This is a genomic window from Streptomyces sp. NPDC101181 (genome assembly GCF_044767975.1).
Taxonomy (GTDB): domain Bacteria; phylum Actinomycetota; class Actinomycetes; order Streptomycetales; family Streptomycetaceae; genus Streptomyces.
Window position 1 is genome coordinate 202,199 of the sequence record NZ_JBIWOX010000009.1, and the last position, 13,635, is coordinate 215,833.

Genomic DNA, 13,635 nt, shown 5'->3' on the forward strand with positions numbered 1-13,635 from the left:
GCCGGGCACCGGCGTCCCGGGCAGCGGCGCCCCCCGGGCGCGAGGAGACGGCTGTTCCGTCGGCGGGCCAGGGTCGGGGGGACTTACGGACTCCGTTCGTCCGCTCCCGGCCCGGCGGGGTCCTCGTCGCCGTCCAGGACATCCAGCGGAACGCCCAACCGGTCCGCGGCGTCGGCCAGGGCCTCTCCCAGGGGCAGGGCGACCCGGGTGAGGGCGAGGCCGTCGCCCCGGGTGGTGTCCCGGTTGACGATCAGCACCGGCAGGCCGGCCTGGGCGGCCTGCCGGACGAACCGGAGCCCCGACATCACCGTCAGGGACGAGCCCAGCACGAGCAGGGTCTTCGCCTCGCGGACCAGTTCGCGGCAGTGCGCGACCCGCTTCGCGGGCACCGCCTCGCCGAAGAACACCACGTCCGGTTTGAGGACGCCCCCGCAGACGGTGCAGGGCACCACCCGGAAGTCCCCGACCTGCTCGTCCGTGAGATCGGCGTCTCCGTCCGGATTGATCGCGGCGGCCACCGGGGCGAACCCCTCATTGGCCTCCTCCAGCCGTCGTGCCAGCTCCCGGCGCGGGCTGAAGGCTCCGCAGGCGAGGCAGACGACCCGGTCCAGCCGCCCGTGGAGGTCGACGACGCCCTCGCTGCCCGCGGCCTGGTGCAGACCGTCGACGTTCTGGGTGATCACCCCGGAGAGCAGCCCGTGCCGCCCGAAAGCGGCCACGGCCCGGTGTCCGGCGTTGGGGCGGGCCCCACCGAAGGTGCGCCAGCCCAGATGGCTGCGCGCCCAGTACCGGCGCCGCGCTGCGGCGTCGGCGGTGAAGTCCTGGTAGGTCATCGGGGTGTGCCGGCTCAGGCTCCCGCCCTCACCCCGGTAGTCGGGGATACCCGACTCCGTGGAGATCCCGGCACCGCTCAGGACCAGCACCCCACCCGCGCCCAGGGCCTCCACCACGGGGCGCAGGTCTGTCGAGCCCGGCGGAGGCGCTTCGGCGGGCGTCCAGCTCAGAGTGGGTCGCATACGCATGCTCCCAGGGTACGGAGAGGAGAGCCGACACCACCGGTCTCGCGCCCGTCCCAGCCGGGCGAGGGGCCCGTACGGCACCGGTGCCACGACCCGGCGCGGGACCGCGTACCGCTACTACGCCCCCCCGCCGACCAAGCGGCCCCGCCGTGACGACCCGGCCTCACCGCGGCCCCGCGGCCCTGGCCCTGCGGCCCCATCGTGTCCCCGCGCCCCGTCAGGATTGCGTGGCGTCGCGGCGCCGTCGCGCCCGTTCCAGCTCAGCGGGATCCTGCGTCCACGCCCCGTGCGGTTGGAGCGCGGCCCATCCACCGCGGACGAAGACCCTCACGAGGCTCCGGAAGCCGTCGATCCCGTCGACCAGGCTGTACTCGACCCGGTACTCCGGCTCCGACCCGCCGCTCCCCGCGCGCACCGTGGTGATCCGGGCGGCGGAGTCCGCGTAGAGGTGGAGTTGCAGCCCTTCGCCCGACTCCGGGTCCTCGATGGTGAAGACCTCGTTGTCCCCGGCGAAGCGGGTGCCGAGGAACTCCCAGAAATCCTTGGTTGCGGTGGTGGGCCCGTCCGGGAGCCACCGCCTCTCCACGCCCTGGTCGTCGGTGAACAGCAAGATCCGCTTTCGCGCGGACCTGCCGGGACCGTCGCCGCCCGGGGTCTCCTCGGCCTCGTCGTCCTCCTCCGCCCCGCTCCGGGCGCGTGCGGCGGCCTCGGAACACAGGAGGAAGCTCACGGTGCGTACCGCGTCATCGACGAGTTCGGGGAAGGCGCGGCGTACGGCCGTGTCGACCGCCGCCGCTGTCCGGTCCCAGCCGCGTCTGTCCGTGGCATGCGGTCCCCGTCGCGGGTCGAGGCTGATCCGCATGCCCGCGCACGCCTGCTCGGCCGTGCCGATCACGCGCAGGACCTCGGGCAGGAGGGCCGGGGCGACGGCGTCGGGCAGCCGCTGCGGGACGGTCGACCCGTGCAGATACTGGCCCGTGTACTTCAGGACCGCCGCGTCGAGCGGCCCCAGTACGACGCCGCGCGCGGCGCGCCCGGCGTTCGCGCGGTGCTCGTGGACTCGCTTCTGGTCCGACGTCCCGGTCGCCGAGCGCATCGCCGCCCAGACCTGGCCGCGCTCCAGCAGACCGATGTCGGCTCCGTGGGCGATGAGCCGGTCCCTGTCCCATCCGATGCGCCGGAACAGCGCGTCGACGGCCTCGGGGGCGGAGAGGAGGACCGGATCCAGGAGTGCGACGGCGGCCTCCTCGTCGAGCGGTCCCGAGGTCCCGGCGGCGTCGCAGAGCGGCAGGATCGCACTCCACAGCAGCAGATGCCGTGCCACATCGTCACGGATCACCGCGAGATGGGCGTCCTGGATGGGGAAGGTGAAGGTGCGGGGCCCGTGGTTGGCGTCGGCGCCCGCACCGAGCGTGAGCTTGAGCCCACCGTCCTCACGGATCACCTTCGGCGTCCAACCACTCGCGCGCGAGAAGACGATGTCTGTCATGGGCACAGTCTCCCCTACTCGGAAGGAGTGGCGGGACCGGCCCTGACCAGGTGCTTCTCCTCACGCGCGGCGGATGACCGGAGCGGTGAGGCTGATCCCGTCCCTCGGCCGACGACCGGACCCGGGGCAGGTGTCCGCCCACAGCCCGGGGGCCGGTACGCACAGTGCGTACCGGCCCCCGGGGGTGTCCTCGACGGTGCCAGAGGTCAGCCGACGTCGTAGCGGTCGAGGTCCATGACCTTGGCCCAGGCGGCGACGAAGTCCGTCACGAACTTCTGCCGCGCGTCGTCACCGGCGTAGACCTCGGCGAGGGCGCGCAGTTCGGAGTTGGAGCCGAACACGAGGTCGGCGCGGGTACCGGTCCACTTGACCTGGCCGCCGGCGTCGCGCGCCTCGAACTCGTCCTGCGCCGACGACGTCGACTTCCAGGTGATGCCCAGGTCGAGCAGGTTCACGAAGAAGTCGTTGGTCAGCGTGCCCGGACGGTCGGTGAGAACACCGTGCTGGGAGCCGCCGGTGTTGGCGCCCAGCACCCGCAGACCGCCCACCAGCACGGTGGCCTCCGGGGCGCTGAGCGTCAGCAGGTTGGCCCGGTCGAGGAGGAGGTACTCCGCGGGCAGGCGGGTGCCCTTGCCGACGTAGTTGCGGAAACCGTCGTGGGCGGGCTCCAGAGCGGCGAACGACTCGATGTCGGTCTGCTCCTGGGTGGCGTCGACCCGCCCCCCGGTGAACGGGACCTCCACCTCGGTCCCCGCGTCGCGGGCGGCCTGCTCGACCGCCGCGTTGCCCGCCAGGACGATCAGGTCGGCCAGCGAGACCTGCTTGCCGCCGCCCGCGTTGAAGGAGGACCGGATGCCTTCCAGCGTCCGCAGGACCTGGGCCAGCTCGTCCGGGTCGTTGGCCTCCCAGCCGCGCTGGGGCTCCAGCCGGATGCGGGCGCCGTTGGCCCCGCCGCGCTTGTCGCTGCCGCGGAAGGAGGACGCCGAGGCCCAGGCCGCCGAGACCAGCTGCGCCACCGACAGATCCGTCGCCAGCACCTGCTCCTTGAGCGCGGCCGCCTCGGCGGCGTCCAGCGCCTCTCCGGTCCGTGCGGGCAGCGGGTCCTGCCACAGCAGCACCTCGGAGGGGACCTCAGGGCCGAGGTAGCGCTGGATGGGGCCCATGTCGCGGTGGGTGAGCTTGTACCAGGCGCGCGCGAAGGCGTCCGCGAACTGGTCCGGGTTCTCGTGGAAGCGGCGCGAGATCTGCTCGTACGCCGGGTCGAAGCGCAGCGACAGGTCGGTGGTGAGCATCTGCGGCTTCTGCTTCTTCGACGCGTCGTGCGCGTGCGGAATGGTCGCCTCGGCGTCCTTGGCGACCCACTGGCTGGCCCCGGCCGGGGACTTGGTCAGCTCGTAGTCGTAGGCGAAGAGGTTGTGGAAGAACTCGTTGCCCCACTGCGTCGGCGTGCTGGTCCAGGTCACCTCCAGACCGCTGGTGATGGCGTCCCCGCCCTTGCCCGACTTGTACGAGTTGCGCCAGCCGAGACCCTGCTCCTCCAGCGGTGCGCCCTCGGGGTCCGCTCCGACGCTCTCGGCGGGGCCCGCGCCGTGCGTCTTGCCGAAGGTGTGGCCACCGGCGATGAGGGCGACGGTCTCCTCGTCGTTCATCGCCATCCGGCGGAAGGTCTCACGGATGTCGCGGGCGGCGGCGATCGGGTCCGGGTTGCCGTTGGGGCCCTCGGGGTTGACGTAGATCAGGCCCATCTGGACCGCGCCGAGCGGGCTCTCCAGCTCACGGTCGCCGGTGTAGCGCTCGTCGTCCAGCCAGGTGGTCTCCGGGCCCCAGTAGACGTCCTCCTCCGACTCCCAGACGTCCTCGCGGCCGCCGGCGAAGCCGAAGGTCTTCAGGCCCATGGTCTCCAGGGCGACGTTGCCGGTGAGGATCAGCAGGTCGGCCCAGGACAGCGCCTGGCCGTACTTCCGCTTGACCGGCCACAGCAGGCGGCGCGCCTTGTCCAGGTTGCCGTTGTCCGGCCAGCTGTTCAGCGGGGCGAAGCGCTGCTGCCCGGCGCCCGCGCCACCGCGGCCGTCGCTGATGCGGTAGGTACCGGCGCTGTGCCACGCCATCCGGATCATCAGCGGCCCGTAGTTGCCGAAGTCGGCGGGCCACCAGTCCTGCGAGGTGGTGAGAACGTCGGCGATGTCGCGTTTCACGGCGGGCAGGTCGAGCGTCCGGAACGCGGCGGCGTAGTCGAAGTCCTCACCGAGCGGGTTGGCGACGGCGGGGTTCTTGGCGAGGATCTTCAGGTTGAGGCGGTCCGGCCACCACTGACGGTTCCCGCCGCCCTGCGTGGGGTGCGGTGCGCGGCCGTGCGCGACAGGGCAGCCGGCGGCCTGCGCCTCGGGCACCTCGGGGACAGCCGTCTCGGGCGAGTCCGGGGTGACGGGATCGAAGACGTGCGACTCGTTGTTCTCGGTCATCGGTAATCCTTCCGGACCCGGCGGGTCGTGGTGCGCTGAACGGGGGAGGAGGTTCCGGGTGGGACAGAAGAGGACGGCGCGGGCTGTGAACCGGCGCCCCACCGCGCCCGGGGGGCCGCCCCGCGCATCACCGGACCGCTACGGTCCCGGACGGTGCTGCGAGGGCGGCGACGCCCGGCGAACGGGTGGCTCGCGGTGGACCGGCGGTGCCCCGGCACGTGTCTCTGCTGCCGAACCGGATTCTTCCTGTCTCTTGGAATGTCGTCGGGTTCGATCCTACGATGGACTTCGTCCAAGTCAAGAAGAGCGCTAAAACCATAACGGCCAGAGGTCCGGCACCGCCGGACCTCTCGCAGGATGACGTGTCCCCCCACCCCACCCCGTGAACCGGAGCAGGTGAAACGAGATGAGCGACCTCCTACAGCGGCTGCGGGACCGGGGCTGGCGGTTGACCTCGCAGCGGCGTGTCGTCGCGGAGGTCCTCGACGGCGACCACGTCCACCTGACGGCGGACGAGGTGCATCTACGGGCCGCCGCCCGGCTGCCCGAGATCTCCCGCGCGACGGTCTACAACACCCTGGGCGAGCTCGTGACGCTCGGGGAGGTGGTGGAGGTCTCCTCGGTCGGCCGGGCCAAGCGTTACGACCCCAACGCGCACCGTCCGCATCACCACCTGGTGTGCTCGGTCTGCGGCACGGTCCGGGACGTCCATCCGGCCGGTGACGCCCTGGGCGACCTGCCGGTGGCCGAGCGTTACGGGTACGCGGTGGGTGCGGTGGACATCACGTACCGCGGTGTATGCCCGTCCTGCGCCTGAAGACGACGGCGGCGAGTGCGTCCAGCGCTTTCCGCGCGCGAGTGATCGCCGTTCCGACGTCGTCAAAGGGAGCGACGGCTGCCCGGAGGCCGGGGCGGGGGACGCTCCGATGGTCCGGGTGCCCGCACGCGAAGGGCGAGGTGCCGGGATCAGGGTCCAGCCTGCGGTCCTCCCCGGGAGACCCCAGGAGACCCCGGGAGACCCCGGGAGGCCCTGGAAGTGCGGTGAGCCTGGCCGCGGGAGTGCGCGGCCAGGCTCACGTGGTCCTACGTCGGGGATACGGGCGGTGGGTCAGGGGAGTTCGTGGACGTGCGGGGCCACGCTGTTGACCCAGTTGTCGCCGTTCGACGCGTCCCAGTTAGTCGACCAGGCCATGGCGCCACGCAGTCCCGGATAGGTCTTCTCGGGCTTGAACTCGCCGCAGTTCTCACCCTTGGTGAGGCAGTCCAGCGCGGCGTTCACGATCGCCGGGTCGACGTAGCCCGAGCCGGCCCCCTTGGAGGAGGCGGGGGTGCCGATACCGACCTGGTCGGGGTCGAGACCGTTCTCCAACTGGATGCAGGCCAGGGCGGTCAGGAAGTCGACGCTGCCCTGGGCGTAGACGTTGCCGTCGCATCCGGCCATCGAACCGCTGTTGTAGTACTGCATGTTGACGACGGTGAGGATGTCCTTCACGTCGAGCGCGAGCTTGAAGTACTCGGTGTCGGGGCTCTGCATGTCCAGCGTCTGCGGAGCCATGGTAAGGACCAGGCCGTCACCGGCCTTCCCGGAAAGCGACTTCAGGGCCTCGCCCATGTACTGGGCGTTGATGCCGTGCTCCAGGTCGATGTCGACGCCGTCGAAGCCGTACTCCTCCATGAGGGCGTACGTGCTGTCGGCGAACTGCTGGGCCGACTCGGAGTCGTTGACCGTGACGTTCCCGAGTTCGCCGCCGACGGAGATGACGACGGACTTTCCGGCCTCCTGCTTGGCGGCGATGTCGGCCTTGAACTCGTCCTCGGACGCGTAGCCGGTCTCCGGAGCGAGGTTGAACTCGATCTGGCCGTCGGTGCCGGTGGCGTCGGCGAAGGCGACCGCGATGATGTCGTAGCCGTCCTGGACGTCGCCCAGCTTCTGCACGGTCGCGCCGTTGTCGAAGTTCTGCCAGTACCCGGTGACGGCGTGCGCGGGAACCGCCGCGCGGGCGGCCTGCTCGCCGTCGGCCGCGCCTGCGCTGGTGGCCAGGGTGGTGGCTGTCATGAGCCCGCCTGCGGCGAGGGCGAGGACGACGCCGCCACCCAGGAGTTTGCTGCTGCGCTTCTTGCGATGCGTCCGGTCCACGGGGGATCTCCAGGTGCGAGTGGGGGGAGTTCGCGTATGGGGTATCGGTGGCCACCGACCTGGTGCAGGAGATTGGTTCATACCAATGGCCATGTCAACCCTTGTGACGGGAACCCCTACTTCTGCACACGCGTGACGTCATGCTTCACCCGGCCTCTGCCGGAAGGTCACACAACTGCCATCGATCCGGCGGGCGGCACCCGCACCGCAGCTTTCATCGGGGTGGGGGCTGAACAGGTTGTCTTTGCCGGACGGCGGTGTGGTGCATATGCCGTCAGCTGTTGCGATGGGCAGGGTGGTTCCGCACGCATGTACCGATGACATGAAGGAGAACGGTCATGATCCGTCGTATCGCGATCACCCTCGCGGCTGTCGCCGCGGCCGGTTTCGTCGCCGCCGGTCCGGCTTCCGCGAGCGGGATGGACGGCTGGGACGGCCACGCCGGTGGCGGGCACGCGGAGATCGAGGGCGGCTGGGCCAGCGGCGAGTACCAGAACCTGGGCGGCCCCTACGGGATCACCACCGTCAAGGGTCAGCAGGCCTACTTCGACGCCGAGCGCGGCTACATCTTCCGCTGACCGGGGCGGCCGGGCGCACGCGCCCGCCACCGCACGGCCCAGGAAACGGGTGAGGGCCCGCACCATCACGGTGCGGGCCCTCACCCGTTCCCGCTGGGTGCCCCACCGGGATCGCACCAGCGCCGCCCGGGCGCGCACCCCGCGGTGAAGGCCGGGGAGGCCGTCGGCGGCCGAGCTCCGCATACCCGGGCGTATGCATGGCCCGCCGACGCGTACGGCTCCGGCATGCGGCGCGCGCACGGCTCCGGCACGCTGGGCGCGGCACCCGGCACATCACGCCAGGCCGATCCGATCCTTGGCCTCCTCGCGACGGGATGACCCTGCTGGGTACGCCACCCACCCCGCACCCGCCCGTTCGGCACCCCGTGTCCGGGGGCCGAGCGGTCCCGTCACCCCCATCTCCGGCCCCCGGGCAGCGGCTCGGTCACGCCGCCCTGAGTCGTCGTCCGTATGCGACGCGTGGACGGGGAGGGCGGCTGTCTGGGCACGGCGAGACGCGTCCCCGACCTGATCCGCCGGACACCGACCGTGGGTCCGGCCGTCCGCACGCCCGCCTCATTGCCGCCCTGGGTGCGACCCTCACCTGCGGAAATGGTCTGTCGCCCCTCAGGGGCAGGGGGATGCCGGGCCCTCTTTTCGGTCGCGGGCGTTGACTTTTCGCCACGCCTGCTCCTACCTTCAAGGTCTAGTCGTCTAGACGTTTCATTTCATCGGCTCGACATGAGGAGTTGACAATGTCGTCACAGAGCCCTGCGTTGAAGGAAGCGCGCTTCGAACTCGTCGAGGTGCCCGAACCCATGGGTCCCGTGGAGATCGTCGTGGACCGGCGCAAGGTCCTCGACTACGCCTTCAGCGAGGACGACTACGGCTCCTGGTACTTCGGCGCCTCGCCCTTCGGCGGGCCGGTCGGCCACCCGCTGGTCCTCGCCAACGACCTGCTGTTCCTGTTCTACGAGAACTACGACGGCAACACCGCCCAAGGGCTGCACACCCACGAGCACCTGACCTTCCACTCACCCGTGAGCGTCGGCGAGACAGTGACCGTGGAAGGCGGCTACACCGACAAGTACGAGCGTCGCGGACAGGGGTACGTCGTCCTGGAAGCCGAGGCACGCGGCGCCGACGGGCGGCTGCTCGTGCGACACGTCGGCAAGGAGATCATGCGCACCGTCGCCGGGGAGATCGTCGGGCGGAGCCGGTCCGACGCCGCACGCCGTGAGCGTACGGTCCTCGGCACCGTCGACAGCACCGTGCCCGCCACCGAGTTCGCCCGGCTGGACGCCGTACCCCGCTCGGCCATCCGCACACGCTCAACCGTCTTCACACAGGACCAGATGTCCGTCTTCTCCTGGGCCGGCCGCGGGTACGCCAACGTGCACACCCACGCCGAGAAGGCGGCGGCCTCCGGCCTGGACCGCACCATCGTGCAGGCGCAGCAGCAGACCGGCCTCATCGTCGCGAACCTCGTGGACGTCTTCGGAAAGAGCTTTTTCACCTCCGGCGAACTCGACCTCCGGTTCGTCTCCCCGGCCTTCGTCGGAGAGCGGCTGACCGCCGGCGGCGCGGTCCGCGGAACCGACGGCGACCGGCTCGAACTCGAGGTCTGGATGGACAAGGCCGACGGCACCCGGACGGCTCTCGGCTGGGCCTCCGCCACGGTCGACAACGACCCCTCCCGCCCCACCCCGCTGGTGTGACGTCCCCACGCCATCCCGCCTTATCCGCGCGACAACGGAGTCCCCCATGGCACAAACCGCTGCCACCGCTCCCACCGGTGACCAAGAACGCGCAGCCCTGGCCAGACGCGCTGCCGTGGCCAGTCTCGTCGGCACGGCCGTCGAGTGGTACGACTACTTCATCTTCGGTACGGCCTCGGCCCTGGTGTTCGGAAAGCTCTTCTTCCCCAACGAGGAAGACCCGATCATCGGCACCCTGTCCGCCTTCGCCGTCTTCGGCGTCGGCTTCTTCGCCCGCCCGGTCGGCGGCGTCGTCTTCGGCCACTTCGGCGACCGGTTCGGCCGCAAGGCCGCCCTGGTGACGACCCTGCTCCTGATGGGCATCTCCACCTTCCTCATCGGCCTGCTCCCCACCACCGAGCAGATCGGAGTCTGGGCCCCGGTCCTGCTCGTCGTGCTCCGCCTCGTCCAGGGCTTCGGCGTCGGAGGCGAGTGGGGCGGTGCCGCCCTCGTGGCCGTGGAGTACGCCCCCGCCGACAAGCGCGGTGCCTACGGCAGCTTCCCCCAGATCGGCAACGCCGTCGGCCTGGTGCTCTCCACCAGCATCTTCACGCTCGTCTCGCTGCTCCCCGACGACAAGCTGTTCAGCTGGGGGTGGCGTATCCCCTTCCTGCTCAGCGGCATCCTCATCGCCGTCGGCCTCTTCATCCGCTTCAAGCTGACCGAGACGCCGACCTTCCAGGCCGCACAGAACCAGCTGGAGGCCGAGGCGGAGCAGAAGGGCGGCAAGGAGCGTGTGCCGATCGCGGAGGTCTTCCGCAACTTCCGCCGCCCGCTGCTGCTCGCGATGGGAATGCGTCTGGGCGAAGCCGTCTTCGGCTACATCATCCTCACCATCGGCCTGACCTTCGCGACCAACTACACCGACATCTCCCGCACCCACGTACTTGTCGCCGGCACGGTCGCGGCGGCCGCCGCGATTTACACGTACTACTTCTTCGGACGCCTCTCGGACCGGATAGGCCGCCGAACCGTCTTCATCATGGGCTCCGTCATCGGCGCCGTCGTCACCTTCCCCTTCTTCTGGGTGCTGGACGCGAACTCCGTGGTGCTCACCTACGTCGTCTACTTCGTCGGCTACGCGCTCGGCGTCGGCGCCCTCTACGGAGTGGAGCCCGCCTTCTTCTCCGAACTGTTCGGCACCAAGGTCCGCTACACGGGCATCTCGCTCGCAGCCCAGATCCCCAGCATCCCCATCGGGCTGTGGCCGCTGGCCTCCACCGCCCTGCTGGCCGCCACCGACGGTGACCCCTGGCCCATCGCACTCATCACCGTGGGCGCCCTTCTGATCGGCCTGGTCTGCGCCGTACTCGCACCGGAGACCCGTACGGCCGACATGAACCGCATCGGACACAAGTGAGGCAGACACCATGACGAACCCACAGCAGCAACCCTGGAGGGACCTCACCGACCCCCGCGCCGCCGCCGCGGGCGAGGAACTGGAAAAGGGCCTCAAGGAGCCCGAGTTCGAGAACCTGGAGATCCCGGAAGACCTCGGCAGCGCCCAGGTGGTCGTGGACGACCACAAGATCAAAAGGTTCGCGTTCACCCAGGACGACCACGGGCCGTGGTACCTGGAGCGCAGCCCCTTCGGCGGGCAGCGGATCGGGCACGCCGCCCTCCTGGGCAACGACCTGGTGCAGCTCTTCACCCGCGTCTACGCCGCCAGCAAGGTCGTGGGCTACCACACCGAGGAGCAGATGTGGTTCGACAGCCCCGCGGTGCTCGACGAACCGGTGACCCTCAGCGGCACGTACACCGAGGCCTTCGAGCGCCGGGGTGAGGGCTACGTCGTGATGGAGGCTCAGGCCACCGGATCCGATGGCCGCAGCATCGTCCGGCACCGGGGGGTCGAGATCCTGCGGACCACGCCCGGAGCCATCGCGGGCCGCGGCTCCGCCACACCGGAGCGACGGGTCACCGGGATCGTCCCCGAGGACGCGCGAACGGTGGACCACGCGGACGGGGACCTGAGGGTGGGAGACGTCCTCGCGCCGCTGGAGAAGACCATCACCGCCGAACAGGCCGCTGTGTTCAGCCGCGTGGGCGAGTACGTACGCAACATCCACAACGACATCCGCGCCGCCCGGGAAGGCGGACTGCGCGCACCGATCGTGCAGGGCCAGCAGCAGTTCGGTGTCCTCGCGGAGCTGCTGACGCTGCGCTTCGGCGCCCCCGTGCTCACCTCCGGGCACATCCGGGTCAAGTTCCTCGCACCGCTCGACGTGTTCGAGCCGTTCACCGCCACCGGCGTCGTCACCGCGATCACCCCGGACGGAGCCGGGCGCCGGATCGACCTGGAGGTCTGGGTACGGCGGGCCCGCGACGGCCGCCTGATGACCGCCGGCTGGGCGGACGTGGTCCTGCCCGGCAACGCATAGTCCCCACAGACGAAAGTGACAACGATGAACACCTCTCCCATCACCGGCGGCCGACTCGTCGTGGAACTCCTGCGCTCCCTGGGAGTGAAGTACGTCTTCGGCGTCGTCGGAGGCCAGACCCTGGCCATCACCGACGCCATCATCGACACCCCCGGTATCGAACTCGTCCACACCCGGCACGAGAACGCCGCAGCCGTGATGATGGACGCCTACGGACGCCTCACCGGCAAGCCCGCCGCCTGCATCTCCACCACCGGCCCCGGAGCGACCAACCTCATCACCGGAATCGGCGGCGCCTACCGGGACTCCAGCCCAGGCTTCGTCCTCACCTGCAACAACAACGGCGAGAACATCCACAAGGACGACGCGCAGAACGCCGACCACGTGGAGCTCATCAAGCCACTGGTGAAGTACTCGCGCCTGGTCGCCCACGCCTCCTCGATCAAGCAGGCGATGGAGGAGGCGTACGTCAACGCGGTCACCGGCAACCCCGGGCCGGTGCACCTGGACTTCGCCCGCGACACCATCGAAGGCCTGGTGAACGACCCTCCCACCGTTCCCGCGACGCACCCCAGCCTGCGCTGGGCCGGGGAGCGGCCCTCACCCAACCCGGTGGCCGTCGCCCGGGTGGCCGAGCGGCTGCTGCGCGCCGAGCGGCCCGTCATCTGGCTCGGCAACGGCGGCAACCGCGCCCGCGCCGACCAGGAGGTCCTGGCACTGGCCGAAGCCCTCGGCGTTCCCGTCGTCACCACGTTCAACGGCATCGGCTCGGTACCCACGACCCACCCCCTCGTGTACGGACCGGTCACCCGCATGGGAACCGCCCTGGCCGGCCGCGTCCTGGGCGAGGCGGACGTCGTCCTCGCGCTCGGCAACAGCCTCAACGCCGTCTCGACGACGCGCTGGCGGCGGGAGCTCCCCGAGATCGTCCAGGTCGACGTGGACCCGGCGATGATCGGCCGGTACTACTCCGAGGTGACGGACGGCATCGTCGGTGACCTCGCGGCCTTCGCCCGCGACCTGGTGACCGCCGTCGGCGACCGGGCGGCCGGTGCCCGTGAGAGCCGCGAAGAGTGGCTCGCGTCCCTCGACAAGCAGCGCACCGCCTGGTGGCAGGAGTCGGAGGTGACCGACCTCGACGCACAGGGCCCGCTCTCACCGGCGGACATCGTCCGCGCCCTGCGGGAACCGGCTCCCGACGAGACCCTCCTGATTCCCGACGCGGGCAACCCGGGTGTCTGGTCGTTCCTCTGGGACGTCAGGCGGCCCGGCTCCTACATCAAACCGGTCGGCTTCGGCAACATGGGCTTCGCGCTGCCCTCCGCCATCGCCGCCTCGCTCATCGACCCCACCCGCCCGGTCCTCGCCCTGATCGGGGACGGATCACTCGCCATGAGCCTGGGCGAACTGGAGACACTGGCCCGCGTGGGCGGCAACGTCTGCGTGGTCGTGCTCAACGACTCCAGTTACGGAAACATCCGACAGGAACAGGAACTCCACTTCGACGGACGTACCATCGGCGTCGACTTCGGCCCGGTCGACTTCGGCGCGGTGGCACAGGCCATGGGGGTGGCGGGCCGGCAGGTCAACGACCTCTCCGAGCTCCGGCAGCGAGTCGCCGACAGCTTCGCGGCGGGACGCCCGACCGTCCTGGACGTGACGATCGACCGCGACGTCAACGCCTGGACCTACCCCGCCTTCACCGGACCGCGCCCCTGACCAACCCCGGACTGCCGGGTGGTCCGGTCCTCCTCCGCTTCCTCGGCGGGCCGGACCACCCGGCCACCGCTTCCCCTCCCTCCCGCTCCCGGCTTCAGAAAAGGACCGACAACG

10 protein-coding genes are annotated in these 13,635 nt (G+C 70.6%); 6 read left to right on the top strand and 4 right to left on the bottom strand.

Annotated elements, in window-relative coordinates:
- Positions 1-83: 83 nt before the first annotated feature.
- The 3 genes from ACIRRU_RS16055 to katG form a co-directional block, all read right to left on the bottom strand.
- A complete protein-coding gene (locus ACIRRU_RS16055; RefSeq protein ID WP_403680575.1) occupies positions 84-1,022 on the bottom strand; it encodes an NAD-dependent protein deacetylase in 939 nt (312 codons plus the stop codon).
- A gap of 214 nt (positions 1,023-1,236) precedes the next feature.
- Positions 1,237-2,508 (bottom strand): DUF6357 family protein, encoded by a 1,272-nt coding sequence (locus tag ACIRRU_RS16060; protein WP_403680577.1) that lies wholly within the window; start codon positions 2,506-2,508, stop codon positions 1,237-1,239.
- 206 nt (positions 2,509-2,714) lie between these two features.
- The gene (gene katG / locus ACIRRU_RS16065; protein WP_403680580.1) at positions 2,715-4,970 is read right to left on the bottom strand and encodes a catalase/peroxidase HPI; all 2,256 of its coding nucleotides are present in this window, start codon (positions 4,968-4,970) and stop codon (positions 2,715-2,717) included.
- Between the two features lie 406 nt (positions 4,971-5,376).
- Between katG and ACIRRU_RS16070 the strand changes: the two genes are divergently transcribed.
- Complete coding sequence (locus ACIRRU_RS16070) at positions 5,377-5,787, top strand: Fur family transcriptional regulator (RefSeq protein ID WP_403680581.1); 411 nt, start codon at positions 5,377-5,379, stop codon at positions 5,785-5,787.
- A 291-nt stretch (positions 5,788-6,078) separates the two neighbouring features.
- On the opposite strand, the gene ACIRRU_RS16075 is transcribed toward ACIRRU_RS16070, so the two are convergent.
- Positions 6,079-7,107 (bottom strand): chitinase, encoded by a 1,029-nt coding sequence (locus ACIRRU_RS16075; protein ID WP_403680584.1) that lies wholly within the window; start codon positions 7,105-7,107, stop codon positions 6,079-6,081.
- Positions 7,108-7,445: 338 nt separating this feature from the next.
- Between ACIRRU_RS16075 and ACIRRU_RS16080 the strand changes: the two genes are divergently transcribed.
- The 5 genes from ACIRRU_RS16080 to ACIRRU_RS16100 all read left to right on the top strand — a co-directional run bounded on the left by ACIRRU_RS16080 (position 7,446) and on the right by ACIRRU_RS16100 (position 13,521).
- A complete protein-coding gene (locus tag ACIRRU_RS16080; protein WP_363204906.1) occupies positions 7,446-7,685 on the top strand; it encodes a hypothetical protein in 240 nt (79 codons plus the stop codon).
- Between the two features lie 734 nt (positions 7,686-8,419).
- Positions 8,420-9,382 (top strand): hypothetical protein, encoded by a 963-nt coding sequence (locus ACIRRU_RS16085; protein ID WP_403680587.1) that lies wholly within the window; start codon positions 8,420-8,422, stop codon positions 9,380-9,382.
- A 46-nt stretch (positions 9,383-9,428) separates the two neighbouring features.
- Positions 9,429-10,781 (top strand): MFS transporter, encoded by a 1,353-nt coding sequence (locus tag ACIRRU_RS16090; RefSeq protein WP_403680589.1) that lies wholly within the window; start codon positions 9,429-9,431, stop codon positions 10,779-10,781.
- A gap of 10 nt (positions 10,782-10,791) precedes the next feature.
- The gene (locus tag ACIRRU_RS16095; protein WP_403680591.1) at positions 10,792-11,802 is read left to right on the top strand and encodes a hypothetical protein; all 1,011 of its coding nucleotides are present in this window, start codon (positions 10,792-10,794) and stop codon (positions 11,800-11,802) included.
- Between the two features lie 24 nt (positions 11,803-11,826).
- On the top strand, positions 11,827-13,521 hold the full coding sequence (locus tag ACIRRU_RS16100; RefSeq protein ID WP_403680593.1) for a thiamine pyrophosphate-binding protein: 1,695 nt from the start codon (positions 11,827-11,829) through the stop codon (positions 13,519-13,521).
- The last annotated feature ends 114 nt before the right edge of the window (positions 13,522-13,635 follow it).

What these genes read in the sequence shown, in the direction of transcription:
- ACIRRU_RS16070 (WP_403680581.1), top strand. Translation starts at nt 5,377, where the DNA reads ATGAGCGACCTCCTACAGCGGCTGCGGGACCGGGGCTGGCGGTTGACC.
- ACIRRU_RS16080 (WP_363204906.1), top strand. Translation starts at nt 7,446, where the DNA reads ATGATCCGTCGTATCGCGATCACCCTCGCGGCTGTCGCCGCGGCCGGT.
- katG (WP_403680580.1), bottom strand. Translation starts at nt 4,970, where the DNA reads ATGACCGAGAACAACGAGTCGCACGTCTTCGATCCCGTCACCCCGGAC.
- ACIRRU_RS16060 (WP_403680577.1), bottom strand. Translation starts at nt 2,508, where the DNA reads ATGACAGACATCGTCTTCTCGCGCGCGAGTGGTTGGACGCCGAAGGTG.
- ACIRRU_RS16095 (WP_403680591.1), top strand. Translation starts at nt 10,792, where the DNA reads ATGACGAACCCACAGCAGCAACCCTGGAGGGACCTCACCGACCCCCGC.
- ACIRRU_RS16090 (WP_403680589.1), top strand. Translation starts at nt 9,429, where the DNA reads ATGGCACAAACCGCTGCCACCGCTCCCACCGGTGACCAAGAACGCGCA.
- ACIRRU_RS16085 (WP_403680587.1), top strand. Translation starts at nt 8,420, where the DNA reads ATGTCGTCACAGAGCCCTGCGTTGAAGGAAGCGCGCTTCGAACTCGTC.
- ACIRRU_RS16055 (WP_403680575.1), bottom strand. Translation starts at nt 1,022, where the DNA reads ATGCGTATGCGACCCACTCTGAGCTGGACGCCCGCCGAAGCGCCTCCG.
- ACIRRU_RS16100 (WP_403680593.1), top strand. Translation starts at nt 11,827, where the DNA reads ATGAACACCTCTCCCATCACCGGCGGCCGACTCGTCGTGGAACTCCTG.